The organism is Halomonas sp. KAO (assembly GCF_015595025.1).
Lineage (GTDB): Bacteria > Pseudomonadota > Gammaproteobacteria > Pseudomonadales > Halomonadaceae > Halomonas.
In genome coordinates this window covers 1-22,626 of sequence record NZ_JADNRL010000015.1, presented here as the reverse complement: position 1 = coordinate 22,626, position 22,626 = coordinate 1, and the positions used below count along the sequence as shown (strand labels likewise).

General features: G+C 64.9%; 20 protein-coding genes. 14 read left to right on the top strand and 6 right to left on the bottom strand.

The genetic code is table 11. The annotated features are described in order from the left end of the window. The coding region (locus IOC61_RS05860) for an integrase core domain-containing protein (protein WP_195687936.1) at positions 1-135 on the top strand (135 nt) is incomplete at its 5' end. A 134-nt stretch (positions 136-269) separates the two neighbouring features. On the opposite strand, the gene lolA is transcribed toward IOC61_RS05860, so the two are convergent. Together lolA and IOC61_RS05850 are read right to left on the bottom strand one after the other, a co-directional pair. Next, positions 270-899 carry an outer membrane lipoprotein chaperone LolA gene (gene lolA / locus IOC61_RS05855; protein WP_195687935.1) on the bottom strand — a complete coding sequence of 210 codons (630 nt, stop codon included), beginning with the start codon at positions 897-899 and terminating at the stop codon, positions 270-272. A 132-nt stretch (positions 900-1,031) separates the two neighbouring features. Further along, the gene (locus IOC61_RS05850) at positions 1,032-4,334 is read right to left on the bottom strand and encodes a DNA translocase FtsK (RefSeq protein WP_195687934.1); all 3,303 of its coding nucleotides are present in this window, start codon (positions 4,332-4,334) and stop codon (positions 1,032-1,034) included. A gap of 164 nt (positions 4,335-4,498) precedes the next feature. Between IOC61_RS05850 and aat the strand changes: the two genes are divergently transcribed. The 3 genes from aat to infA all read left to right on the top strand — a co-directional run bounded on the left by aat (position 4,499) and on the right by infA (position 6,345). After that, positions 4,499-5,242, top strand: a complete 744-nt coding sequence (aat, locus tag IOC61_RS05845; protein WP_195687933.1) for a leucyl/phenylalanyl-tRNA--protein transferase — start codon at positions 4,499-4,501, stop codon at positions 5,240-5,242. 25 nt (positions 5,243-5,267) lie between these two features. After that, a complete protein-coding gene (locus IOC61_RS05840) occupies positions 5,268-6,005 on the top strand; it encodes an arginyltransferase (RefSeq protein ID WP_195687932.1) in 738 nt (245 codons plus the stop codon). Positions 6,006-6,126: 121 nt separating this feature from the next. Beyond that, positions 6,127-6,345, top strand: coding sequence for a translation initiation factor IF-1 (infA, locus tag IOC61_RS05835; RefSeq protein ID WP_027961652.1), 219 nt, complete (start codon positions 6,127-6,129; stop codon positions 6,343-6,345). Between the two features lie 115 nt (positions 6,346-6,460). On the opposite strand, the gene clpA is transcribed toward infA, so the two are convergent. The 3 genes from clpA to icd all read right to left on the bottom strand — a co-directional run bounded on the left by clpA (position 6,461) and on the right by icd (position 10,659). Further along, a complete protein-coding gene (clpA, locus tag IOC61_RS05830; RefSeq protein WP_195687931.1) occupies positions 6,461-8,734 on the bottom strand; it encodes an ATP-dependent Clp protease ATP-binding subunit ClpA in 2,274 nt (757 codons plus the stop codon). A gap of 144 nt (positions 8,735-8,878) precedes the next feature. Further along, positions 8,879-9,229 (bottom strand): ATP-dependent Clp protease adapter ClpS, encoded by a 351-nt coding sequence (gene clpS, locus IOC61_RS05825; protein WP_195687939.1) that lies wholly within the window; start codon positions 9,227-9,229, stop codon positions 8,879-8,881. Positions 9,230-9,402: 173 nt separating this feature from the next. Further along, positions 9,403-10,659: an NADP-dependent isocitrate dehydrogenase gene (gene icd / locus IOC61_RS05820; protein ID WP_195687930.1), complete on the bottom strand. Its 1,257-nt coding sequence runs from the start codon at positions 10,657-10,659 to the stop codon at positions 9,403-9,405. Positions 10,660-10,893: 234 nt separating this feature from the next. Here icd and IOC61_RS05815 point away from each other — a divergent pair, with 234 nt between their 5' ends. From IOC61_RS05815 to IOC61_RS05770, 10 genes are all read left to right on the top strand, one after another. Beyond that, a complete protein-coding gene (locus tag IOC61_RS05815) occupies positions 10,894-13,131 on the top strand; it encodes an NADP-dependent isocitrate dehydrogenase (RefSeq protein ID WP_195687929.1) in 2,238 nt (745 codons plus the stop codon). A 166-nt stretch (positions 13,132-13,297) separates the two neighbouring features. Then, positions 13,298-13,954, top strand: coding sequence for a pseudouridine synthase (locus tag IOC61_RS05810; RefSeq protein WP_195687928.1), 657 nt, complete (start codon positions 13,298-13,300; stop codon positions 13,952-13,954). After that, complete coding sequence (locus tag IOC61_RS05805) at positions 13,951-14,400, top strand: NUDIX domain-containing protein (RefSeq protein ID WP_195687927.1); 450 nt, start codon at positions 13,951-13,953, stop codon at positions 14,398-14,400. Before IOC61_RS05810 ends, IOC61_RS05805 begins: the two co-directional genes overlap by 4 nt. 283 nt (positions 14,401-14,683) lie before the next feature. Beyond that, complete coding sequence (gene mnmA / locus IOC61_RS05800; RefSeq protein WP_195687926.1) at positions 14,684-15,814, top strand: tRNA 2-thiouridine(34) synthase MnmA; 1,131 nt, start codon at positions 14,684-14,686, stop codon at positions 15,812-15,814. Beyond that, positions 15,811-16,452 (top strand): high frequency lysogenization protein HflD, encoded by a 642-nt coding sequence (gene hflD, locus IOC61_RS05795; protein ID WP_195687925.1) that lies wholly within the window; start codon positions 15,811-15,813, stop codon positions 16,450-16,452. Before mnmA ends, hflD begins: the two co-directional genes overlap by 4 nt. Before the next feature lie 70 nt (positions 16,453-16,522). Further along, complete coding sequence (gene purB / locus IOC61_RS05790; protein ID WP_195687938.1) at positions 16,523-17,887, top strand: adenylosuccinate lyase; 1,365 nt, start codon at positions 16,523-16,525, stop codon at positions 17,885-17,887. Further along, the gene (locus IOC61_RS05785; RefSeq protein WP_195687924.1) at positions 17,884-19,074 is read left to right on the top strand and encodes a cupin domain-containing protein; all 1,191 of its coding nucleotides are present in this window, start codon (positions 17,884-17,886) and stop codon (positions 19,072-19,074) included. The genes purB and IOC61_RS05785 overlap by 4 nt, the downstream gene beginning before the upstream one ends. 52 nt (positions 19,075-19,126) lie before the next feature. Beyond that, positions 19,127-19,567: a GNAT family N-acetyltransferase gene (locus IOC61_RS05780; RefSeq protein WP_195687923.1), complete on the top strand. Its 441-nt coding sequence runs from the start codon at positions 19,127-19,129 to the stop codon at positions 19,565-19,567. Positions 19,568-19,901: 334 nt separating this feature from the next. Then, positions 19,902-21,494 (top strand): isocitrate lyase, encoded by a 1,593-nt coding sequence (locus IOC61_RS05775; protein ID WP_195687922.1) that lies wholly within the window; start codon positions 19,902-19,904, stop codon positions 21,492-21,494. A 471-nt stretch (positions 21,495-21,965) separates the two neighbouring features. Then, positions 21,966-22,433, top strand: a complete 468-nt coding sequence (locus IOC61_RS05770) for a glycine zipper 2TM domain-containing protein (protein ID WP_195687937.1) — start codon at positions 21,966-21,968, stop codon at positions 22,431-22,433. Positions 22,434-22,527: 94 nt separating this feature from the next. Here IOC61_RS05770 and IOC61_RS05765 read toward each other — a convergent pair. Beyond that, positions 22,528-22,626 (bottom strand): IS3 family transposase (locus IOC61_RS05765; RefSeq protein WP_195687902.1); only part of this gene is annotated, 99 nt, incomplete at its 5' end.

The following is a 22,626-nucleotide window of genomic DNA, read 5'->3' as shown; positions in this document are numbered from 1 at the left end:
AAGGAGCGAGGCCAGCATCTACTCGCCTGGCTCCATCAGTACAACTGGCATCGACCGCATGCCAGCCTGAATTATCAGCCTCCGGTGAGCCGGCTGGGGCTTTCCGTGAACAACCTGGTGGGTTTACACACCTAGCCGCCAAGCAGAATAGCCTGGCCCAAAACGGCGCCCCGCCGGACCTGAGATCCGACGGGGCGCTTATCCAGAGCCTGCATAATGGTCATCCGCTACCGGACAACTTGGCGGCGTGGCGCTTTCAGCTCGGCGCTTTACTGGGTGTCACGAATCACATCGGTGCCGTCGGGAATCTCGAAGGCGAAGCGGCCATCATCGATGCTCTGATTCATGCGCACATCACGAAAGGCAATGGCGGTGCGCTGCCCCGTGCTGTCCGTCATCTCCAGGCCGATAAGACGCTCGCCGCGGAAGGTCATCTCCAGCTCCTCGAACAAGGTATCGGGGTCCCTGGGCAGCAGGGTGAAACGCTCTGCGCTGCCCTGCTGGCTCCGCGTGACGTTGAAGCTCTCGACCAGCTCATCGGCACTACCGGAGAGCAACAGCGCCGGGGTGTGGGTCACACGCTGGTCGAGTGCCTGCACGGTGGCCTGCTCCAGGTCGGGGTCATAGAGCACCACGTCGTCCCCATCGGAGACCACCAGCTGCTGGTAAGGAGCGTCCACCTCCCAGCGAAACCTGCCGGGTCGCGACAGCCACATGCTTCCGCGAGCCTCCTGGAGCCGCTCACCACCGGCGTCGAGTATCTGCTGCTCGAAGGTGGCCGCATAGGTCTGCATCGGCTCCAGTATACGACTGAGACGCTCGGCGCCTTCGCTGGCCAGCGCCGATAGCGGCATGGCGAGACCAACGACGAGGGTGGCGAGGCTCTTCTTGACGGTCATGGGCATCTCCCTGAACGGTGCCGGTGAATTCCTGTCATTGAGACCGCTGGCATGCCGCCGGGTTGCCTCCCCGGCGGCGCCTTCACGGTAGCTGCATGGTGTCACACCAGTGTCTCCATATGCAGACACTGATTAATCACCCGCCGGCGGCGGCGCCAGCACCTCTCGGGCACCATTGGTCCCCATGGTGGAGACCACACCGGCCATCTCCATCGCCTCCACCAGTCGAGCGGCACGGTTATAGCCGATCTTGAAGCGACGCTGCACCGCCGAGATGGAGGCGCGCCGTGAATCGGTGACGAAGGCCACCGCCTCGTCGTAGAGCGCATCCTGCTCGGCGTCATCACCGTCGCCGCCTTCGGACTCAAGGCCGGCCAGGGCGTCGGCGGAGACGCCACCGGAGAGGATCTCTTCGATATACACGGGCTCGCCGCGACGCTTCCAGTCCTCCACCACCCGGTGGACCTCATCGTCATCGACGAAGGCGCCGTGGACACGGGAGGGCATGCCCGAGCCCGCCGGCAGATAGAGCATATCGCCATGGCCCAGCAGGTTCTCGGCGCCCCCCTGGTCGAGAATGGTACGCGAATCGACCCGCGAGGAGACCTGGAAGGCCATGCGCGTGGGCACGTTGGCCTTGATCAGGCCGGTGACCACGTCCACCGAGGGGCGCTGGGTGGCGAGTATCAGGTGAATGCCGGCGGCGCGCGCCTTCTGGGCCAGCCGTGCGATCAGCTCCTCGACCTTCTTGCCGACAATCATGAACATGTCGGCAAACTCGTCGATCACCACCACGATATAGGGCAGTTTCTCGAGTACCGGTGGACTCTCGTGCATCTCCCAGGGCTGCGGCTCCCACAGCGGGTCCGCCACCTGGGCACCGGCCCGCTCCGCCTCATCGAGCTTGGCATTGAAGCCGGCGATATTGCGCACCCCCATGGAGGCCATCAGCTTGTAGCGTCGCTCCATCTCGGCCACGCACCAGCGCAGGGCGTTGGCGGCCTCCTTCATGTCGGTGACCACCGGGGCGAGCAGATGGGGAATGCCATCATAGACCGAGAGCTCGAGCATCTTGGGGTCGACCATGATCAGGCGCAGCTCCTCGGGCGTCGCCTTGAGCAGCATGGAGATCAACATGGCGTTGACGCCCACCGACTTGCCCGAGCCGGTGGTACCGGCCACCAGCAGGTGGGGCATCTTGCCCAGGTTGGCCACCACCGGACCGCCGCCGATATCCTGCCCCAGGGCCAGGGTCAACGCCGAGTCGGCCTGCTGGTAACGATCGGAGTCGATCACCTCGCGCAGGCGAATCATCGCTCGATTGGGATTGGGGATCTCGATGCCGACGGTAGGCCGCCCGGGGATCACCTCCACCACGCGCACGCTCTTGACCATCAGCGAGCGTGCCAGGTCCTTGGCCAGATTGCTGATCTTGGAGACCTTGACCCCGGCGGCCGGCTTGATCTCGAAGCGCGTGATTACCGGCCCCGGCCAGGTTTCCACCACCTCGGCCTTGACCCCGTACTCGCGAAGCCTCACCTCGAGGAGTTCGGCCATTTCCTCCAGCTGCTCGACGGTATAGTTCTGCTTCTGGGGCTCCGGGGGGGTCAGCAGGCGCAGGCTGGGCAGATCACCATCGGGCTCGGGCAGGTCATCCAGCACCGGGCGCTGGCTCTGCAGGTGCTCCACGGTCCACAGCCGCATGCCCTCCTCCTCGGCGGCATCCCTGGCCTGCTCCGCGGTGGCTACCCGTGGCGCTTCCGGCTCACCATCGCCGCTCGCCGGCTCTGGCTCGGGTGGCTGTGCTGCCTGGCGCGGGCCCGCTGCACCCCGGGACACAGCCGACATCTCGGTCATCTGCGAGACAGCGGCACCCTCACTCGCCACAGACGCCCTGGCGTCCTCGCGCTCCCCGGGCTCTTCGGCTACCGCCGGCTCGTCCCAGGTCAGTCTCGGCTCATCATCCTCCGTGCCGTCGCCATCGAAATGACCACCGCTCAGCACCGGCTCGCGCCGCTGATGGCTCTCTAGCACGGGCCGGTGTGGCGTGCCCGCCGGTCGACTGTTTTCCGGGCCATGGTAATTCTGACCATGGACCTTCTGACCATGGCCTTTCGGGTCATGGCTTTCCGGCCCCGTTCCTGTCGACCCTTCAATTGCCGGAGCCGACTCGCCAGGCGTCGTGTCATCGGTGCGACTGGCCCTCAGGGCCGGCCCCTGCCAGGCCCTTGCCGGCTCCCCGTCCTCGGGCAACATGGGCTCGGGCACGCTCTCCGGCACGCCTTTCGGCTCACTTCTGGCGTCTGTTTTCGGCACGCTTCTCGCCACACTCGCCGCCTCGGAAGCGGTGAACGAATGGGGTTCAGGAGAAGAGGGCCGGGATTTCAGGGGCTCAGATGAAGAGGGCCCTGATGAAGAAGGCTCAGGCGAAGGGGCCTCGGATGCAGGGCTCACGGGGGCGCGTGACCTCGCGGGCGTGGCGATCTGTGCCGTATAGGCGGCGCCGGGCTGCTTGGCCGATGGTGTCCGCTCGGGCACCTCCCAGGGAATGTCGGTGCCGCCATCATCACCCAAGCCGGGCTCACGACGCGAGGTGGCGGCGACGGCCGGACCGGCTCGACCACCACGCGACAGCGGCAGCAAGCGGCGCCACCAGCGCGTTCGCTCGGCGTTGCCATCCGCCACCTCAGGACTGGCATCGGATGCCGAAGCGGCCGTGTCCTTCGCCGCGACCTCCTTCTCGGGCTTGCCTGGCAAAGAGGAGCCCTGGCGGGTAAAGGCAAACCGCTCTGCCAGCCAGGCCCACAGGCGCAGGGTCCCACGCCCCAGCTCATCCATCACGCTGAACCAGGAGAGCCCAGTGAACAGTGGAAAGCCGCAGAGCAGCGCCACCAGTGCCAGCAGGCCACTGCCCCCGACACCCACCATGGGCAGCAACGCACCCACCAGCCCTTCGCCGAGGATCCCCCCCGTGGAGTAGGGCAAGGGACCTTCCGGGCGATAGAAATGCAGGGCGCCCAGGGTGGTCGTTCCCAGCAGCAGCAGGATCAACCCACCACCGCGAACCGCCAGCGCGGTGGCATCCCAGACGAGCTGTGCCTGCCGGGAGCGCAGCAGGCGCCAGGCGGCAAGACCGAGCATGCCGGGCCACCACAGGGCGCTGACGCCGAACAGGGAGTAGAGCACGTCGGATAACCAGGCACCCACCGGCCCCATCCAGTTCACGACGCCCTCCTCGGGCCCGCTGCGTGACCAGCCGGGATCACTGCCCTCATAGCTGAACAGCGCCAGCAGCAGGAACACGCAGACCGCCAGCAACACGATCACCACGCCCTCACGCGCCACCCCCTGCAGCTTCACCCCGAAACGCTTCGCCGATTCTCTGGCATTGGTCGCGCGGTCCACCCGCGACGCGGTCTGCTTCTCGACACTCAACGAATCATCCCCCTTGCGCCACGCCTGGCGCCGTGCGAATGCGTGGCACCAATCATACCGAGCGAAGGCGCCGCATCACAGTGGGCTCAACTCGAGAGGTGCCGGCTTGAGCGGTGCCGGCGTGAGCGGCACACTGCCCACTCGATCACAAGGATGCCGACCCCATGCTGCCCTGGTTGCCCCCCTCTCCCGTCCACTTCCCCCCCGTGAGTGAGGCGCTGGACGATCCCGACGGCCTGCTGGCAGCCGGCGGCAGCCTCGCTCCCGAGTGGCTGCTGTGCGCCTATCGACACGGCATCTTTCCCTGGTATAGCGACGATCAGCCTATCCTCTGGTGGAGCCCGGACCCGCGCATGGTGCTGTTTCCGGACGAGATCCGGGTATCTCGCAGCCTGGCCAAGCGGGTACGCAATGCCGGCTTCACGGTGACCGCCAACCACGCCTTCGACGCCGTGATCGAGGCCTGCGCAGCCCCTCGAGATGGGCTGCCGGGCACCTGGATCGACGACGAGATGCGTAGCGCCTATGCCCGCCTGCACGCCATCGGCGCGGCTCATTCGGTGGAAGTGTGGCGCGACCGCAGCCTGGTCGGCGGACTCTATGGTGTCGGCCTGGGGCCGGTGTTCTTCGGCGAATCGATGTTCTCGCGAACGGCCGACGCCTCCAAGGTCGCCCTGGTGAAGCTGGCCAACGCGATGTCCGCGGGCGGCGGTCGACTGATCGACTGCCAGATGCATACTCGCCACCTGGCCAGACTGGGTGCCCGTGAGATCGCTCGGGCAACATTCATCGGCTATCTTGAAGAGTGGCTGGGCAGTCCCGACAGCGATGTTGCCTCGCCAAATCACTGGATGCCCGCCTGCTGGTCCTTCGCCCCACTCGACGGGCCTGCCAGCGATTCCGACTGACCGCCCAGCGCCTGGGAGAGCCGCCGTGAGCAGCAACACCCCTCAACAACCGACCCGGGACCTGCGTTTCTTCCTTACCGTGCCCCATGCCTGCAGCTATCTGGAGGGACGCGAGGCAACCACGCTGTTTCTGGACCCACAGGAGTCCCCCGGCCAGGGCGTATACGACGCACTGGCACTGCTCGGCTTCCGGCGCAGCGGGCGCCACCTCTATCGCCCCCATTGCGAGGGCTGCAGCGCCTGCATCTCGGTCCGCATTCCGGTGGAGGAATTCGCGCCCAACCGAACCCAGCGGCGGCTGATGCGGCGCAATGATGACCTGAGCCTCCACCTGCGACCGGCCATCTACGACCCCGAGCACTATGCCCTCTACGCCGACTACATCCGCACGCGTCATGCCGATGGCGACATGTTTCCGCCGAGCCACGAGCAGTATCGCACCTTCCTGACCCTCGACCAGCCCTATGCCAGACTGCTGGAGTTCCGCCTGGCGGGGCGGCTGATAGCGGTAGCGGCCTTCGACCAGCTCGAGCATGGCCTCTCGGCGATCTATACCTTCTTCGACCCCGCCCCCGAGCTGGAGCGGCGCTCCCTGGGGACCCATGCGGTCCTGTGCCTTGTCGAGCTGGCCCGACGGCGTGAACTCCCCCACCTCTACCTGGGTTACTGGATCCGCGAGTGCCGCAAGATGGCCTACAAGCAAACCTTCCAACCGCTGGAGCGCCTGGAGGGGCGTCGCTGGCAGCGGCTGATCCCCAGCTGAGGGTTAACGACCCTTTCTTTGCCTTGCCGGCCGGCATGCGGCACAATATCGCGCTATTCTTTTCCCATGGCCCCCTCCGGGGCCATGGGACATGATCCACCAACAGCGAGGAATCGCCTATATGGCACGTGAAGACCATATCGAGATGGAAGGCGTGATCGTCGATACCCTTCCCAACACCACCTTCCGCGTCGAACTCGAGAACGGGCATGTGGTAACCGCTCATATCTCCGGCAAGATGCGCAAGAACTACATCCGCATCCTCACCGGCGACAAGGTCAAGGTCGAGCTGACTCCCTATGACCTGACCAAGGGCCGCATCGTCTACCGCTCCCGCTGATACCGGCGGTCGAGCGACTCGACCTCCCCTGCCGCCGACATGACAACGCCCCGTCTCTCGACAGGGCGCTGCGTTGTGGATGAACGGCGGGCTGAGGCCCGCCTGTCTATCCTGCCTATGGCGCGTCGGCCATTTCCGACTCGGTATCGAGGTGCAACTCCCCCTGCTCCACGCTGACGTGGACCAGCCCACCGTGCTCGGATAGCTCGCCAAACAGGATCATCTCCGCCAGTGGCTTCTTGAGCCTCTCCTGGATCAGGCGCGCCATGGGGCGGGCCCCCATATCCGGGTCGTAGCCACGCTCCGCCAGCCACACCCGTGCCTCCTCGTCCACATCGAGCTGGACACGCTTCTCGTCCAGCTGGGCCTGAAGTTCCACCAGGAACTTGTCGACCACACTGCGCACCACCGAGGTGGGCAGGGCGTGGAACTGGATGATGCCATCCAGACGGTTGCGGAACTCCGGCGAGAAGGTCTTGCGGATCACCTCCATGGCGTCGGTCGAGTGATCCTGGGTCTGGAAGCCGATGGAGCGCCGGGTAGCCTGCTCGACCCCGGCGTTGGAGGTCATGATCAGGATAACGTGACGGAAATCCGCCTCGCGGCCGTTGTTGTCGGTCAGCCGACCATGGTCCATCACCTGGAGCAGAAGGTTGAAGACCTCGGGGTGCGCCTTCTCGATCTCATCGAGCAGCAGCACGCAGTGCGGCTGCTTGGTGATCGCCTCGGTCAGCAAGCCACCCTGGTCGTAACCGACATAGCCCGGCGGGGCGCCGATCAGCCGTGACACGGTGTGGCGCTCCATGTACTCCGACATGTCGAAACGCACCAGCTCGATCCCCATGATATGCGAGAGCTGGCGAGCGACCTCGGTCTTGCCCACGCCGGTGGGCCCGGCGAACAGGAAGCTGCCTACCGGCTTGTCGGGCGACTTGAGACCCGCCCGCGACAGCTTGATCGCCGCGGCGAGGCTGTCGATCGCCTCATCCTGGCCGAACACCAGCATCTTCAGGTCACGATCGATATTGGCCAGCAGCTTGCGGTCGGAACTGGAGACACTCTTCGGCGGAATCCGCGCAATGGAGGCCACCACCGCCTCGATCTGATCGGTATCGATGCAGTCGACACTCACCTCCTGGGGCAGCAGGCGCTGATGAGCCCCCGCCTCGTCGATCACGTCGATGGCCTTGTCGGGCAGATGGCGGTCATTGATATAGCGATCCGCCAGCCGCGCGGCACTCTCCAGGGCACCATCGGTATACTTGAGCTGGTGATGCTCCTCGAAGCGCGAACGCAGCCCCTTGAGGATGCGGATGGTGTCCTCCACCGAGGGCGCCGGCACATCCACCTTCTGGAAACGGCGGGCCAGGGCACGATCCTTCTCGAAGATGCCACGGTACTCCTGGAAGGTGGTGGAGCCGATGCATCGCAGTTCACCGGAGGAGAGCATCGGCTTGAGCAGGTTGGAGGCATCCATCACCCCGCCCGAGGCGGCACCGGCACCGATCACGGTGTGAATCTCGTCGATGAAGAGAACGGCGTTGGGCTGCTTGCGCAGCTCGGCGAGCAGTGCCTTGAGGCGCTTCTCGAAATCGCCGCGATACTTGGTGCCGGCCAGCAGCGCTCCCATGTCCAGGGAGTAGACCACGGCGTCACCGATCACCTCGGGCACGTCCTCCTCGACGATTCGCTTGGCCAGCCCCTCGGCGATGGCGGTCTTGCCTACCCCCGCCTCCCCCACCAGCAGCGGGTTGTTCTTGCGACGCCGGGCAAGGATCTGGACCACCCTCTCCAGCTCGTGCTCGCGACCGATCAGCGGGTCGATCTTGCCCATTCGGGCCTGTTCATTGAGGTTGGTGGCATAGCCGGTCAATGGGTTGGAAGCGGACTCGCCACCCTCCTCGGCCTCCTCGGACTCCGGCGAGGAAGACGACGGGGCCTGGTCATGGCCGGACACCTTCGAGATGCCGTGAGCGATATAGTTGACAGCGTCGACACGCGCCACATTCTGCTGCTTGAGGAAGTAGACCGCCTGGCTCTCCTGCTCGGAAAAGATCGCCACCAGCACGTTGGCGCCGGTCACCTCGCTCTTGCCGGAGGATTGCACGTGGAACACCGCCCGCTGCAGCACACGCTGGAAGCCCAGCGTCGGCTGAGTCTCACGGTCGGCATGATCCTCGGGAATCAGTGGCGTCGTGGAGTTGATAAAGTCCTGCAGGTCGGACCGCAGCTTGTCGAGATTGGCCCCGCAGGCGCGCAGCACGTCGGCCGCCGAGGCGTTGTCGAGCAGCGCCAGCAGCAGGTGCTCCACGGTCATGAACTCGTGGCGCTTCGAGCGCGCCACGGTGAAGGCCGTGTTCAGGGTCAGTTCAAGTTCTTTGCTCAGCATGGCAGTCCCCTTCTTGCCGCCCAGGGCATTGCGTCGGATCTTTGTCGGTCCGGCATCATCAACATCGGGCACAATCGCCACCGTTGCAAGCTTGCTCACCAACGGCAGGCGGTATCACACCCATCGCAACCATGTCCGGGGTGGTCAGTCCGCCGCTTCTATATCCGACAGCAGCGGATGCTGACACTCTCTAGCATATTGATTGACTTGATGACTTTTGGTTTCGGCAATATCGCGTGTAAAGATGCCGCAGGTGGCCTTGCCCTGAGTATGGACCGTCAGCATCACCTGCACTGCGCTCTCACTATCCAGATGGAAGAACGACTGCAGTACCTCCACCACGAACTCCATGGGGGTGAAGTCATCGTTGTGCAACACCACCTTGTACATCGGCGGTGTCGCCAGTTGCGGATCGGCGGTCTGCACCGCCAGATCGCCACCCTCGTCGGTACCCGGCGGCCGGGTCATGCCGCCGTGCACTCCTACTGCCAACATCTGCGCAAACATAGGGGGCATCATTTGTCTCGACTGTGCCGGACCTGACAGGACGTCCTGACGATTGGACGTCGCCGCGCCGGCGGGGTTCATCGGCCTCCTGGAGCCGTCAGGCACAACGCAAAGCCCCCGCCCACCAGGCGGCGGACGGGGGCCAGCCTTGCAGGGTCGCCTTACATGTTATCGGCGACCGCCTGACCGAACTCGGAGCACTTGAGAAGCTTGGCATCATCCATCAGACGATGGAAGTCATAGGTCACCTCACCTTTGGCGATCGCCTTCTCCATGCCCTTGAGCACCAGGTCGGCGGCCTCGACCCAGCCCATATGCCGCAACATCATCTCCGCGGAGAGGATCAGCGATCCGGGGTTGACCTTGTCCAGGCCGGCATACTTCGGCGCGGTGCCGTGGGTCGCCTCGAACATGGCGGTGGTGTCGGAGATATTGGCGCCCGGCGCGATGCCGATACCGCCCACCTCCGCCGCCAGGGCGTCGGAGAGGTAGTCGCCGTTGAGGTTAAGGGTCGCGATCACATCGTACTCGGCAGGGCGCAGCAGGATCTGCTGCAGCATGGCATCGGCGATCACGTCCTTGATGACGATATCCCTGCCGCTCTTCGGGTTCTTCATGGTCATCCAGGGGCCGCCGTCGAGCAGCTCGGCGCCGAACTCCTGCCTGGCCAGCTCATACCCCCAATCCTTGAAGGAGCCCTCGGTGAATTTCATGATATTGCCCTTGTGCACCAGCGTCAGCGACTCGCGATCATTGTCGATGGTGTACTGCAGGGCCTGACGCACCAGACGCTTGGTGCCTTCGACAGAGACCGGCTTGACCCCGATGCCGCACTCCTCCGGGAAACGGATATTGGTGACCCCCATCTCCTCACGCAGGAACCTGATCACCTTGTCGGCCTCGGGCGACCCGGCCTTCCACTCGATGCCGGCGTAGATGTCCTCGGAGTTCTCGCGGAAGATGACCATGTCGACATCGCCCGGCTTCTTCACCGGGCTCGGCACCCCTTCGAACCAGCGAACCGGTCGCTGACAGACGTAGAGGTCGAGCTTCTGGCGCAGCGCCACGTTCAACGAGCGGATACCGCCCCCCACTGGAGTCGTCAGCGGCCCCTTGATGGAGACGATATACTCCTTGACGGCTTCCAGCGTCTCTTCCGGCAGCCAGGTATCGGCATCATAGACACGGGTGGCCTTCTCGCCGGCATAGACCTCCATCCAGTGAATCTTGCGTTCACCGCTGTAGGCCTTCTGCACGGCGGCATCGATGGCGATCATCATCGCCGGCGTGACGTCGGCGCCGATGCCGTCACCCTCGATGTACGGGATGATGGGCTCGTTCGGTACATTCAGGCTGTTGTCGGCATTGGCGGTGATCTTCTGGCCACCGTCAGGCAAGACAATCTTCTGAAACTCCATGAGAACTCCCCGCTTGGTCGGTTCAGTGGAGAGCGCAGTATAGCATCGAGCCTCCCGGAAGGCGTATAGGGCCTGTGCGGTCAGCCCCCCTCCCCGGGAGTTGACGAAGCACGGCCTGGGGCCTGCCAGGACACTTGTCGACAATCATGATAGAGTACCGGCCTCACTGGAGGGCGCCCTGTAATGCATGCCCCCATTTCCCGCCAACGCAGTGACCTGAGAGATCTACGCCCTATGTCCCAAACGCCCAAGATTATCTACACGTTCACCGACGAGGCGCCTGCGCTGGCGACCCACTCGCTGCTGCCGATCATCGACGCCTACACGGACGCCGCCGGCATCGAAGTGGAAACCCGCGACATCTCCCTGGCCGCCCGCGTTCTCTCCCAGTTCCCCGACTACCTGGCAGAGGACCAGCGTGTAGAGGATCACCTGGCCGAACTGGGTGCCCTGGCCAAGACTCCTGAAGCCAACATCATCAAGCTGCCCAACATCAGCGCCTCCATGCCCCAGCTCCGAGCCACCATCAAGGAGCTGCAGAGCCAGGGCTACGCCCTTCCGGACTACCCGGACGAGCCCGGCACCGAAGAAGAGCAGGACATCAAGGCACGCTACGCCAGGGTCATGGGCAGTGCCGTCAACCCGGTGCTGCGCGAGGGCAACTCGGACCGTCGTGCCCCCAAGGCGGTCAAGGAGTATGCCCGCAAGTACCCCCACCATATGGGGGAGTGGAGCCAGGCCTCGCGCAGCCACGTCTCGCACATGCATGGAGGCGACTTCTACGATGGCGAGAAGTCGATGACGCTGGACCGTGCGCGTGACGTGAAGATGGAGCTGATCACCGAGAGCGGCGAGACCATCGTGCTCAAGCCCCACGTCTCGCTGCTCGAGGGCGAGGTCATCGACAGCATGTTCATGAGCAAGAAGGCGCTGCTCGCGTTCTACGAGCGGGAGATCGAGGACGCGCGCAAGACCGGCGTGATGTTCTCGCTGCACGTCAAGGCGACCATGATGAAGGTCTCGCACCCCATCGTGTTCGGCCACTGCGTGCGGATGTTCTACAAGGAAGCCTTCGAGAAGCACGGTGAGCTGTTCGACAAGCTGGGCGTCGACGTCAACAACGGCATGGCCAACCTCTACGACAGGATCGAGACCCTGCCCGAGGCCCAGCGCGACGAGATCATCCGCGACCTTCACGCCTGTCACGACGAGCGCCCCGAGCTTGCGATGGTCGACTCGGCACGCGGCATCACCAACTTCCACTCGCCCAGCGACGTGATCGTCGATGCCTCGATGCCCGCCATGATCCGCGCCGGCGGCAAGATGTACGGCGCCGACGGCCGCCTCAAGGACGTCAAGGCGGTCATGCCTGAGTCCACCTTCGCCCGCATCTACCAGGAGATGATCAACTTCTGCAAGTGGCATGGCGCCTTTGACCCCGCCACCATGGGCACCGTACCCAACGTCGGCCTGATGGCCCAGAAGGCGGAGGAGTATGGCTCCCACGACAAGACCTTCGAGGTCCCGGCGGCGGGCGTCGCCAACATCACCGACCTGGAGAGCGGCGAAGTGCTGCTGTCACAGCAGGTGGAAGAAGGTGACATCTGGCGCATGTGCCAGGTCAAGGATGCGCCGATCCGTGACTGGGTCAAGCTCGCCGTGGAGCGCTGCCGTGACTCCGGCATGCCGGCGGTCTTCTGGCTCGACCCCTATCGTCCCCACGAGAACGAGCTGATCAAGAAGGTCAGGACCTACCTCGCGGAGCACGACACCGAGGGTCTGGATATCCAGATCATGTCCCAGGTCCGCGCCATGCGCTACACCCTCGAGCGCCTCATTCGCGGCCTCGACACCATCTCGGTGACCGGCAACATCCTGCGCGACTACCTGACCGACCTCTTCCCGATCCTCGAGCTCGGCACCAGCGCCAAGATGCTCTCCATCGTTCCTCTGATGGAGGGTGGCGGCCTGTTCGAGACCGGCGCCGGCGGCTCCGCACCGAAGCATGTACAGCAGCTCCTCGAGGAGAACCACCTGCGCTGGGACAGCCTCGGCGAGTTCCTTGCCCTGTGTGCCTCCCTGGAGCACCTCGCCAAACAGTTCGGCAACGAGCGCGCGACGCTGCTGGCCGACGCCCTGGACAAGGCGACCGGTGAATTCCTCGAGAGCAACAAGTCACCCTCGCGCAAGGTGGGCGAACTGGACAACCGCGGCAGCCACTTCTACCTGGCGCTGTACTGGGCCGAGGCCCTGGCCGCCCAGGACCAGGACGCCGGCCTCAAGGAGCTCTTCGGCCGCCTGGCCGAGACCCTCAAGGCCAACGAGGAGACCATTCTCGAGGAGCTCAACGGTGTGCAGGGTCAGCCGGTCGATATCAAGGGCTACTACCACCCCGATGCCGACCTGGCGCGCTCCGTCATGCGTCCCAGCAAGACGCTGAACGAGGCCCTGGCGATGGTCGCCAAGGGCTGAGCCACCGTCACACGGTGACTCGCCGCCCTATCCTATCTATCGGTACGAACCTATAGGGTTGGGGCGGATGACGCTTCGGCTCCCTTCCGCCCTCCGGTGGAGGGGAGCCGTCGCGTTATGGCAGCAGTCACCACGGCATCAGGCACTCGGCCTCAGAGGAGTTGCCATGAACCTGTACCTGCTCCACAAGCCCTACCGCATGCTCTCGCAGTTCACCGACCGTGCTCCACCGTCGGGGGAGCAACGCGCCACCCTGGCCGACGTGATCAACGTGCCCGGGATCTATCCCGCCGGCCGCCTCGACCACGATTCAGAGGGATTGCTGCTGCTCAGCGACGATGGGGAGCTGATCCACCGCATCAGTCATCCACGCCACAAGCAGGCCAAGGTCTACCGCGTGCAGGTAGAGGGTGACCCCGGTGATGTGGCCCTGCAGGCGCTACGCCAGGGCGTCGAGCTCGGCGACGGCATGACGCTGCCCGCCAAGGTTCGTCGCCTGACAGAGAGCGGACTCGCCGAACGCGATCCACCGCTGGACCCCAGGCGCCACCCCGTCACGACCTGGCTGGAACTGACCATCCACGAGGGGCGCAACCGGCAGGTACGCCGGATGACGGCCCATGTCGGCCACCCCACCCTGCGCCTGGTTCGGGTAGCCATCGGCCCCTGGCGACTCGATGGCCTGGCGCCGGGAGAGTGGCGCCGCGAGACGTTACATGCCCCAGCCGCAGCGGCAAAACGACACCGCCATGGGCGAACCCGCGACCCACGCGGTGGCCCTCCCGGCAGGCGACCCGGCGACAAGCGAGGAGGCAGACGATGAGCCGCTGGCACCCCTATGTGACCGTGGCCTGCGTGGTGGAACGCGCCGGCGCCTTCCTGATGGTGGAAGAGGATCGCGGCGGGCCTCAGACGCTGTTCAACCAGCCCGCCGGCCACCTGGAACCCGGTGAACGCATTCGCGATGCCGCCCTGCGCGAGGTGGAGGAAGAGACCGCCTGGCGGGTCGGCATCAGCGACTACCTGGGCATGTATATCCTCGAGACCCCGAGTGGCCTCACCTTTCACAGCCATGCCTTCCTGGGCATGGCACTGGCATACATGGGCCATGAGCCCGACCCCGCCATCCTCGCCGTGCACTGGCTGACCCTGGAGCAGATCGAGGCGCTGGAGCGCGAGGGAAGACTCAGAAGCCCTCTGGTACTGCGGCGCATCCGTGACGCCCTGGCCGGCAAGTTCTATCCGATGGACGTCATTCACGAGCGCTGACCCGCGGAGTCAGGGCTATCGCAGTTAGCTTGGTAGCTCCGTAGCCGGGGCTGATCTGGCGACAAGCCCCGGAGCGCCGGACCGACGAGGAGGCGCTGTAAATACCTCCCTGTACGCTACCTCGGCCGTCCCTGGTCCTCGGACCTCCTCTTCGGCTTGTCCCCAGCGCCCCTTGCTTTCGGTGACTGCGATATCCCTGGCGCCGAGTGCCTCTCTTCGAGCTTCCCGCTCGATTCAGGTATAATCTCGCCCCATTTATGTCTCACCGATTTCGAGGGCGCCCATGACCGCCACCCCAGGCAAGGTGATCGTCGGCATGTCCGGCGGCGTCGACTCCTCCGTCTCGGCCCTGCTGCTGCTCGAGCAGGGTTACCAGGTCGAAGGCCTGTTCATGAAGAACTGGGACGAGGACGACGGTACCGAATACTGCACCGCCAAGGAGGACCTGGCGGATGCCGAGGCCGTGTGCCAGAAACTCGGCATCCCCCTGCACACCGCCAACTTCGCCGCCGAGTACTGGGACAACGTCTTCGAGCACTTCCTGGCCGAGTACCAGGCCGGGCGGACACCGAATCCGGACATCCTCTGCAACCGCGAGATCAAGTTCAAGGTGTTCCTGGAGTACGCCGAGATGCTGGGCGCCGAGAAGATCGCCACCGGTCACTATGTGCGTGAGGGGCAGGTTCGCGGTCATCTCGACGGCGACGACCGCCCGCGGCTGCTCAAGGGTCTCGACCCCAACAAGGATCAGAGCTACTTCCTGCACGCCGTGCCCGAGGCCGCCATCGCCCGCACCCTGTTCCCGGTGGGTGAGCTTGCGAAGCCCGAGGTGCGCGCCATCGCCGAGCGTCACGACCTGATCACGGCACGCAAGAAGGATTCGACCGGCATCTGCTTCATCGGCGAGCGCCGCTTTCGCGACTTCCTCCAGCAGTATCTGCCGGCCCAGCCTGGGGTAATCGAGACCCCGGAGGGCGAGGTGATCGGCGAGCATATGGGCCTGATGTATTACACCCTCGGTCAGCGCCAGGGGCTGGGCATCGGCGGACTGGCCAATCACCCCGACGCACCCTGGTACGTGGTCGCCAAGGACCTCGAGCGCAACGTGCTGATAGCCGTTCAGGGCAAGCATCATCCGCTGCTCTACACCGACACCCTGGCCACCGAACCCATGGAGTGGGTAGCCGGCGTGGCACCGGCAACCAGGGGCCGGCTCACCGCCAAGACCCGCTATCGTCAGGCCGACGTGCCCTGCACCTTCCAGAGCCAGGAGGATGGCAGCGTGGAGGTGGTATTCGATGACCCCCAGCGCGCGGTGACGCCGGGGCAGTCGCTGGTCCTCTACGATGGCGAGATCTGCCTCGGTGGTGGCGTCATTCGTGCCGCCTGGAATGCCGCGGAGGTGGCCTCATGAGCGCCTCCACCCCGATCCACCGCGTTCCGAATGACCCGACGACACGTCAGGCCCTGGCCCTGGCCGGGGTCTTCCAGGCGGCCGGCCAGGTCGACGAGCTGGCACGCACCGGTCAGGTCGACCCCCGCGCCTGGGACACCCTGATCCGCGCCACCCTGGACACCAACCCCGACAGCTTCGAGGCGATCTACGGCGGCCACCCCAACAACCTGCGTCGTGGCCTCGAGGCGCTCGAAGGGGTGGTCGGCCGCAAGCAGGCCAACCCGGTGGTGCTGCGCTATGGCTTCACACTGCTGCTGCTGATGAACAAGCTGCGCCAGAACACGGCGATGATGGATGCCCTCGGCGAGAAGCTGACCCGTATCCAGGGCCAGGCCGAGCACTTCGGCGACACCCACGAGAACGTCATCGCCAGCCTCGGCGAGGCCTACCAGGAGACCCTCTCCACCTTCAAGACCCGTATCGTTGTCCAGGGCGACCCCTCGCTGCTGCAGAGTCGCATGATGCCGGAGCGGGTACGCGCCTGCCTGCTGGCCGGCATCCGCTTCGCCCTGCTGTGGCACCAGCAGGGCGGCCGACGCTGGAAGCTGATCGTTCAGCGCGGCGCCCTGAAGAAATCCCTGGACCGGCTCGCCTGAGCCGCCCCCCTCCCCTACGATGCTCAACGCCTTCACGAATCGGAATATGCCCATGCAAGCCCAGTCCCAGCTGCCCCTGTCCGCTCTCACCGCCCTCTCCCCCGTCGACGGCCGTTACGGCACCAAGGCCGAGCGCCTGCGCGAACACTTCAGCGAGTTCGGCCTGATCCGCGCTCGGGTCATCGTCGAGATCCGCTGGCTGCAGCGCCTGGCCGAACAGCCCGGCATCACCGAGGTCCCGCCGCTCTCCGCCCAGGCCACCGCCTTCCTCGAAGCGCTGATCCGCGACTTCTCCGTTGAGGATGCCGAGCGCATCAAGACCATCGAGCGCACCACCAATCACGACGTGAAGGCGGTGGAGTACTTCCTGAAGGAGCGTATCGCCGAGGTGCCGGAGCTGCACGCCGTCAGCGAGTTCGTTCACTTCGCCTGTACCAGCGAAGATATCAACAACCTCTCCCATGGGGTGATGCTGAGCGACGGCCTCAAGGCCCTGCTGCCGACCATGCACGAGGTGGCCGACCAGATCGCCCGCCTGGCGCATGAGCATGCCGACCTGCCGATGCTCTCGCGTACCCACGGTCAGACGGCGAGCCCCACCACCCTGGGCAAGGAGATGGCCAACGTCGCCTACCGCCTGCGCCGCCAGCTGAAGCAGATCGAAGGCGTCGAGATCCTCGGCAAGATCAACGGCGCGGTGGGCAACTACAACGCCCATCTGACCACCTACCCCGAGGTGGACTGGCAGGCCAACGCCCGCACCTTCGTCGAGGGCCTGGGGCTGACCTTCAACCCCTTCACCACCCAGATCGAACCCCACGACTACATCGCCGAGCTGTTCGATGCGGTGTGTCGCTTCAACACCATTCTTGTCGACTTCGATCGCGATATCTGGGGCTATATCTCGTTGGGCTACTTCAAGCAGAAGACCGTCGAGGGCGAGATCGGCTCCTCGACCATGCCCCACAAGGTCAACCCCATCGACTTCGAGAACTCCGAAGGCAACCTCGGGCTCGCCAATGCGATTCTCGGCCACCTGGCCCAGAAGCTGCCCATCTCGCGCTGGCAGCGCGACCTCACCGACTCCACGGTACTCAGGAACCTTGGCGTCGGCCTGGCCTACGGCCTGATCGCCTACGAGGCATCGCTCAAGGGTATCGGCAAGCTCGAGGCCAACCCGACGCGCCTCGCCGAGGATCTCGATGCCAGCTGGGAGGTGCTCGCCGAGCCGATCCAGACGGTGATGCGCCGCTACGGCATCGAAAAGCCCTACGAGAAGCTCAAGGAGCTGACCCGCGGCAAGCGCATCGACCAGGCCGGCTTCGCCGCCTTCATCGATACACTGGAGCTGCCCGCCCCCGTGAAGGCCGAGCTCAAGGCGCTGACCCCGGGCACATATATCGGCAATGCCGCCGAGCAGGCGAGAAGCCTATGAGCCTCGAGACCCCGCTCACCATGCTCGGCGATCTGACCAGCGCCGAATTCCTGCGCGACTACTGGCAGCAGAAGCCGGTGCTGATTCGCGGCGCCTTCCCCGACTTTCAGTGCCCGCTCTCGCCCGACGAGCTGGCCGGGCTCGCCTGCGAGGAGGGCATCGAGGCCCGTCTGGTCGAGGAGCATGGCCGCGACGAGCAGGGCCAGGCACACCCCTGGCGGGTCACTCATGGCCCCTTCAGTGATGCGACCTTCGCGGCTCTCCCCGACCGCGACTGGAGCCTGCTGGTGCAGGCGGTGGACCACTATGTGCCCGAGGTAGCGGAGCTGCTCGAGCGCTTCACCTTCCTTCCCCGCTGGCGCCTCGACGACATCATGATCAGCTACGCCCCGCCGGGCGGCAGCGTCGGCCCCCACGTCGACCAGTATGATGTCTTCCTGCTGCAAGGCATGGGGCGTCGCCGCTGGCAGCTGGGCGGTCGGGTCGCCGACGATGTCTCCATCATCCCCGGCATCGATCTGCGCATCCTCGAGAACTTCACGGTGGAACCAGGCGATGACTGGGTGCTGGAGCCCGGCGACATGCTCTACCTGCCACCGGGCTGGGCCCACCATGGCGTCAGCCAGTCCGACGACTGCCTGACCCTCTCGGTGGGCTTCCGCGCCCCCTCGGCCGACGAGTCGCTGGCCTCCTTCGCCGACTTCCTGGGTGACAAGCTCCCCGACTCGCTGCGCTACTCCGACGCCGGCATGACGCCACCCAATGATCCCGGCGAGCTCGACGATGCCGCCATCGAGCGCATGCGCCATCTCCTCCTCGACACCCTGGACGATCCCGCGCGTATCGCCCAGTGGTTCGGTCGTGTCATGACCCAACCGAAGTATGTCGATCAGCTGGTGCCCAATGAGGAGCCCACCGACCCGGCCGAGCTTGTCGCCGCACTACAGCAGGGCGAGGAGCTGCGGCGCAGCCCGGGATCACGCCTGGCCTGGCGGGACCTCGGCGAGGGTCGTGCCACACTGTTCGCCGACGGCGACGGCGCCGAGTGTGAACTTCCATTGGCCCGCCTGGTCGCCTCGGAGGCGCCGCTGGATGCCGAGGTCCTGGCTCACGAAGGCGCCGCCGTACTGCTCGCCGCCCTCCTCGATGCCGGAAGCCTGGCCTGGGCAAGCGAGCTCGAGGAGTAATGCTCAAGGAGCCACAAGGCACAAGGCCATCCATGGCTCGCCAGGAGATGTCATGACGCAACGGGAAGTCGTGAAGGTACGCGAAGGAAGTTGGGAGACGCTCGGGCCCGAGGCGTCCGAGATTCGCCGTGTGGTCTTTATCGAGGAGCAGGGCGTCTCCCGGCAGGAGGAGTGGGATGGCCGCGATGAGGAGTGCCGTCACTTCCTGGCCTTGTGGAACGATCTGCCCGTGGGCACCGCCCGGCTGCTGCCCGATGCCCATATCGGCCGGGTGGCAGTGCTTGCAAACGCCCGTGGCCTGGGGGTCGGCGTCGCGCTGATGCGCGCCGCCATCGAGGCGGCACGCCGTCAAGGCCAGCCCGCCGTGGAGCTGGCCGCCCAGACCCACGCCCTCGCCTTCTACACTCGGCTGGGTTTCGAGGCCCACGGACCGGAGTTTCTCGACGCCGGCATCCCCCACCGCAACATGCGCCTCTCCCTCCAAGACCGCTGAGTCGCCCTCTTCACACGAAAAACCACTACAGGAAAGCCCCCGCCAGGGGGCGCCGTGTAGTCGGGTTACAACGCTTCCTTACCCAAAGGGGCGATTGTTGCAGCGCATCGTCATGGGCCATAGTGCTGACCAAGGCGAATCAACGAGCGTTTGTTGAAGGGGGCACTTCATCGCCGCCCCCTCGCACTCGCTCCAGTTTGCTCAGCCTTGGACCAAGGCAGCAGAGACAGACTGCCTTCGAACGATGACTCTGCAATGACTTCGCAGGTGCAGCATCATCGAACATCGGCAAGCGACCGATCCCCAGCGATCACCCCTGAGAGAGGATGGCCCCATGTCATACCAGGAAGATATCAAGGCACTGTCCCAGCTTCGTGAAGCCATGCAGGGCAAGTGGGCGGATATCAGCCCCGAGAACGCCGCCCGCATGCGTGCCCAGAACCGCTTCAAGACCGGCCTGGACATCGCCAGGTACACCGCGACAATCATGCGCGACGACATGGCGGCCTACGACGCCGACAGCGCCAAGTACACCCAGTCGCTGGGCTGCTGGCACGGCTTCATCGGTCAGCAGAAGATGATCTCCATCAAGAAGCACTTCGGCACCACCAAGGGCCGCTATCTCTATCTCTCCGGCTGGATGGTCGCCGCCCTGCGCTCCGAGTTCGGCCCGCTGCCCGACCAGTCCATGCACGAGAAGACCTCGGTTTCGGGTCTGATCGAGGAGCTCTACACCTTCCTGCGCCAGGCCGATGCCTGGGAACTCAACCACCTGTTCCGAGCGCTTGAAGAGGCCAAGCAGGCCGGTGACAACGCCAAGGTGAACGAGCTGGAAAAGGCGATCGACAACCACGAGACCCATGTGGTGCCGATCATCGCCGATATCGACGCCGGTTTCGGCAATGCCGAGGCCACCTACCTGCTGGCCAAGCAGATGATCGAGGCGGGCGCCTGCTGTATCCAGATCGAGAACCAGGTCTCCGACGAGAAGCAGTGCGGCCACCAGGACGGCAAGGTCACCGTGCCCCATGAGGACTTCCTGGCCAAGATCAACGCCGTTCGCTATGCCTTCCTGGAGCTCGGCGTCGACGACGGGGTCATCGTGGCGCGCACCGACTCCCTGGGCGCCGGCCTGACCCAGAAGATCGCCGTGACCAACGAACCGGGCGACCTGGGCGATCAGTACAACAGCTTCCTCGATGGCGACGTTATCGAGAAGGCAGAGGACATCAACAACGGCGATGTCGTCATCAAGCAGAATGGCAGGCTGGTCAAGGTCAAGCGCCTGGCCTCCGGCCTCTACCAGTTCAAGCCGGGTACCGGCGAAGACCGTGTCGTGCTGGACTGCATCACCAGCCTGCAGAACGGTGCCGACCTGATCTGGATCGAGACCGAGAAGCCCCATGTCGGCCAAATTGCCGGCATGGTGAACCGTATTCGCCAAGCGGTGCCCGATGCCAAGCTGGTCTATAACAACTCGCCGTCCTTCAACTGGACACTGAATTTCCGCCAGCAGGTGTTCGATGCGTGGCAGGAAGAGGGCAAGGACGTCTCCGCCTACGACCGCGCCAAGCTGATGAGCCCGGAGTACGACGACACCGAACTCGCCAAGCTGGCCGACGAGTGGACCCGCAACTTCCAGCGCGATGCCTCTCGCGACGCCGGGATCTTCCACCACCTCATCACCCTGCCGACCTACCACACCGCGGCACTCTCCACCGACAGCCTGGCCAAGGGCTACTTCGGCGATGAGGGCATGCTGGCCTACGTGGAGGGCGTGCAGCGCCGCGAGATCCGCGAGGGCATCGCCACCGTCAGGCACCAGGACATGGCAGGCTCCAACATCGGTGATGACCACAAGGAGTTCTTCCACGGCGACGCGGCCCTCAAGGCCGGTGGCAAGGACAACACCATGAACCAGTTCTAGCCCAATTTAACGGCTGAACGGCTGATACAGAAGAAAATCCAGGGGAGGCGATACGCCTCCCCTCTTTCATGTCCGGACGCTCTGCCACAAGCCGCCGTCACCCCAGCCGGGAACTACACGACACATCCTCTGGCGGGCTAGAATTGACAGCAAGCACCCGATTGGCACTGCAGGGCTATCGCAGTTACCGAACCAAGGGGCTCTGGGGATAAGCCGAAGAGGGGGGCCTACGCCAGGGAAGGCGTCGGTAGCGCCCATGGAGGGGTTCATAGCGCCCCCTCATAGGCTTGTCGCCAGATCAGCCCCGAGCTATCGAGCAGCCAGGCTATCTGCGATAGCCCTGCTCGGCACTGGCCATGTATGGCAACGCGAGGTAGACTTCGGCCTAATAGAACACTGTTCCCTTACACCACGGGGTGTCTCGAACGGTGGATTCCCGCTCAATGCCCCAGGAGGTCCAGCATGATTCCCATGAAACGTCTTCTCCCCGTACTTGCCATCGGTGCGCTGACGCTGACCGGTTGCGCCAACACCGCCTCCATGGGCGGCAACGTCTACAGCAGCAATCAGGTCGGTGCCGAGCAGACCGTGCGCTTCGGCACCATCCAGGCCCTGCGCCAGGTCCAGGTGCAGGCCGACAGCCGTGCAGGCGGCATCCTCGGCACCGGCGGCGGTGCCGTGATCGGTGGCCTGCTGGGCAACCAGGTCGGCGGCGGCTCCGGTCGCACCCTGGCCACCGCGGCTGGCGCCATCGCCGGCAGCGTAGCGGGCAGCAAGATCGAGGAGTCTGCCAACCGGGTCACCGCCTGGGAGATGGAGATTCGTCGCGACGACGGCATGAACATCGTGGTGGTGCAGAAGGCCGACCAGGCCTTTCAGGTCGGCCAGCGCGTGCGTCTGATCGGCAACGGACGCAATGTCAGCGTCGCCCCCTACTGATGACTCTTGGTCAGTGGCTCTGACCTGATCGACATCTCCTGACGAGAAAGGCCCGCGGATCAATGAACTGACCCCCAATTGTTGGACGGTTCGTTCAGCCGGCGCCCAAGGCCTGAGTCCTGTACTGTACGGGGCTCAGGCCTTTTAGTTTCAGCCTGATGCGTTCGTGGTTATAGTAATGGATGTACAGGTC

Coding starts and splice junctions, on each gene's coding strand:
- lolA (WP_195687935.1), bottom strand. CDS start 899: ATGACCGTCAAGAAGAGCCTCGCCACCCTCGTCGTTGGTCTCGCCATG.
- aat (WP_195687933.1), top strand. CDS start 4,499: ATGCTGCCCTGGTTGCCCCCCTCTCCCGTCCACTTCCCCCCCGTGAGT.
- infA (WP_027961652.1), top strand. CDS start 6,127: ATGGCACGTGAAGACCATATCGAGATGGAAGGCGTGATCGTCGATACC.
- clpA (WP_195687931.1), bottom strand. CDS start 8,734: ATGCTGAGCAAAGAACTTGAACTGACCCTGAACACGGCCTTCACCGTG.
- clpS (WP_195687939.1), bottom strand. CDS start 9,229: ATGTTGGCAGTAGGAGTGCACGGCGGCATGACCCGGCCGCCGGGTACC.
- icd (WP_195687930.1), bottom strand. CDS start 10,659: ATGGAGTTTCAGAAGATTGTCTTGCCTGACGGTGGCCAGAAGATCACC.
- IOC61_RS05815 (WP_195687929.1), top strand. CDS start 10,894: ATGTCCCAAACGCCCAAGATTATCTACACGTTCACCGACGAGGCGCCT.
- IOC61_RS05810 (WP_195687928.1), top strand. CDS start 13,298: ATGAACCTGTACCTGCTCCACAAGCCCTACCGCATGCTCTCGCAGTTC.
- IOC61_RS05805 (WP_195687927.1), top strand. CDS start 13,951: ATGAGCCGCTGGCACCCCTATGTGACCGTGGCCTGCGTGGTGGAACGC.
- mnmA (WP_195687926.1), top strand. CDS start 14,684: ATGACCGCCACCCCAGGCAAGGTGATCGTCGGCATGTCCGGCGGCGTC.
- hflD (WP_195687925.1), top strand. CDS start 15,811: ATGAGCGCCTCCACCCCGATCCACCGCGTTCCGAATGACCCGACGACA.
- IOC61_RS05785 (WP_195687924.1), top strand. CDS start 17,884: ATGAGCCTCGAGACCCCGCTCACCATGCTCGGCGATCTGACCAGCGCC.
- IOC61_RS05780 (WP_195687923.1), top strand. CDS start 19,127: ATGACGCAACGGGAAGTCGTGAAGGTACGCGAAGGAAGTTGGGAGACG.
- IOC61_RS05775 (WP_195687922.1), top strand. CDS start 19,902: ATGTCATACCAGGAAGATATCAAGGCACTGTCCCAGCTTCGTGAAGCC.
- IOC61_RS05770 (WP_195687937.1), top strand. CDS start 21,966: ATGAAACGTCTTCTCCCCGTACTTGCCATCGGTGCGCTGACGCTGACC.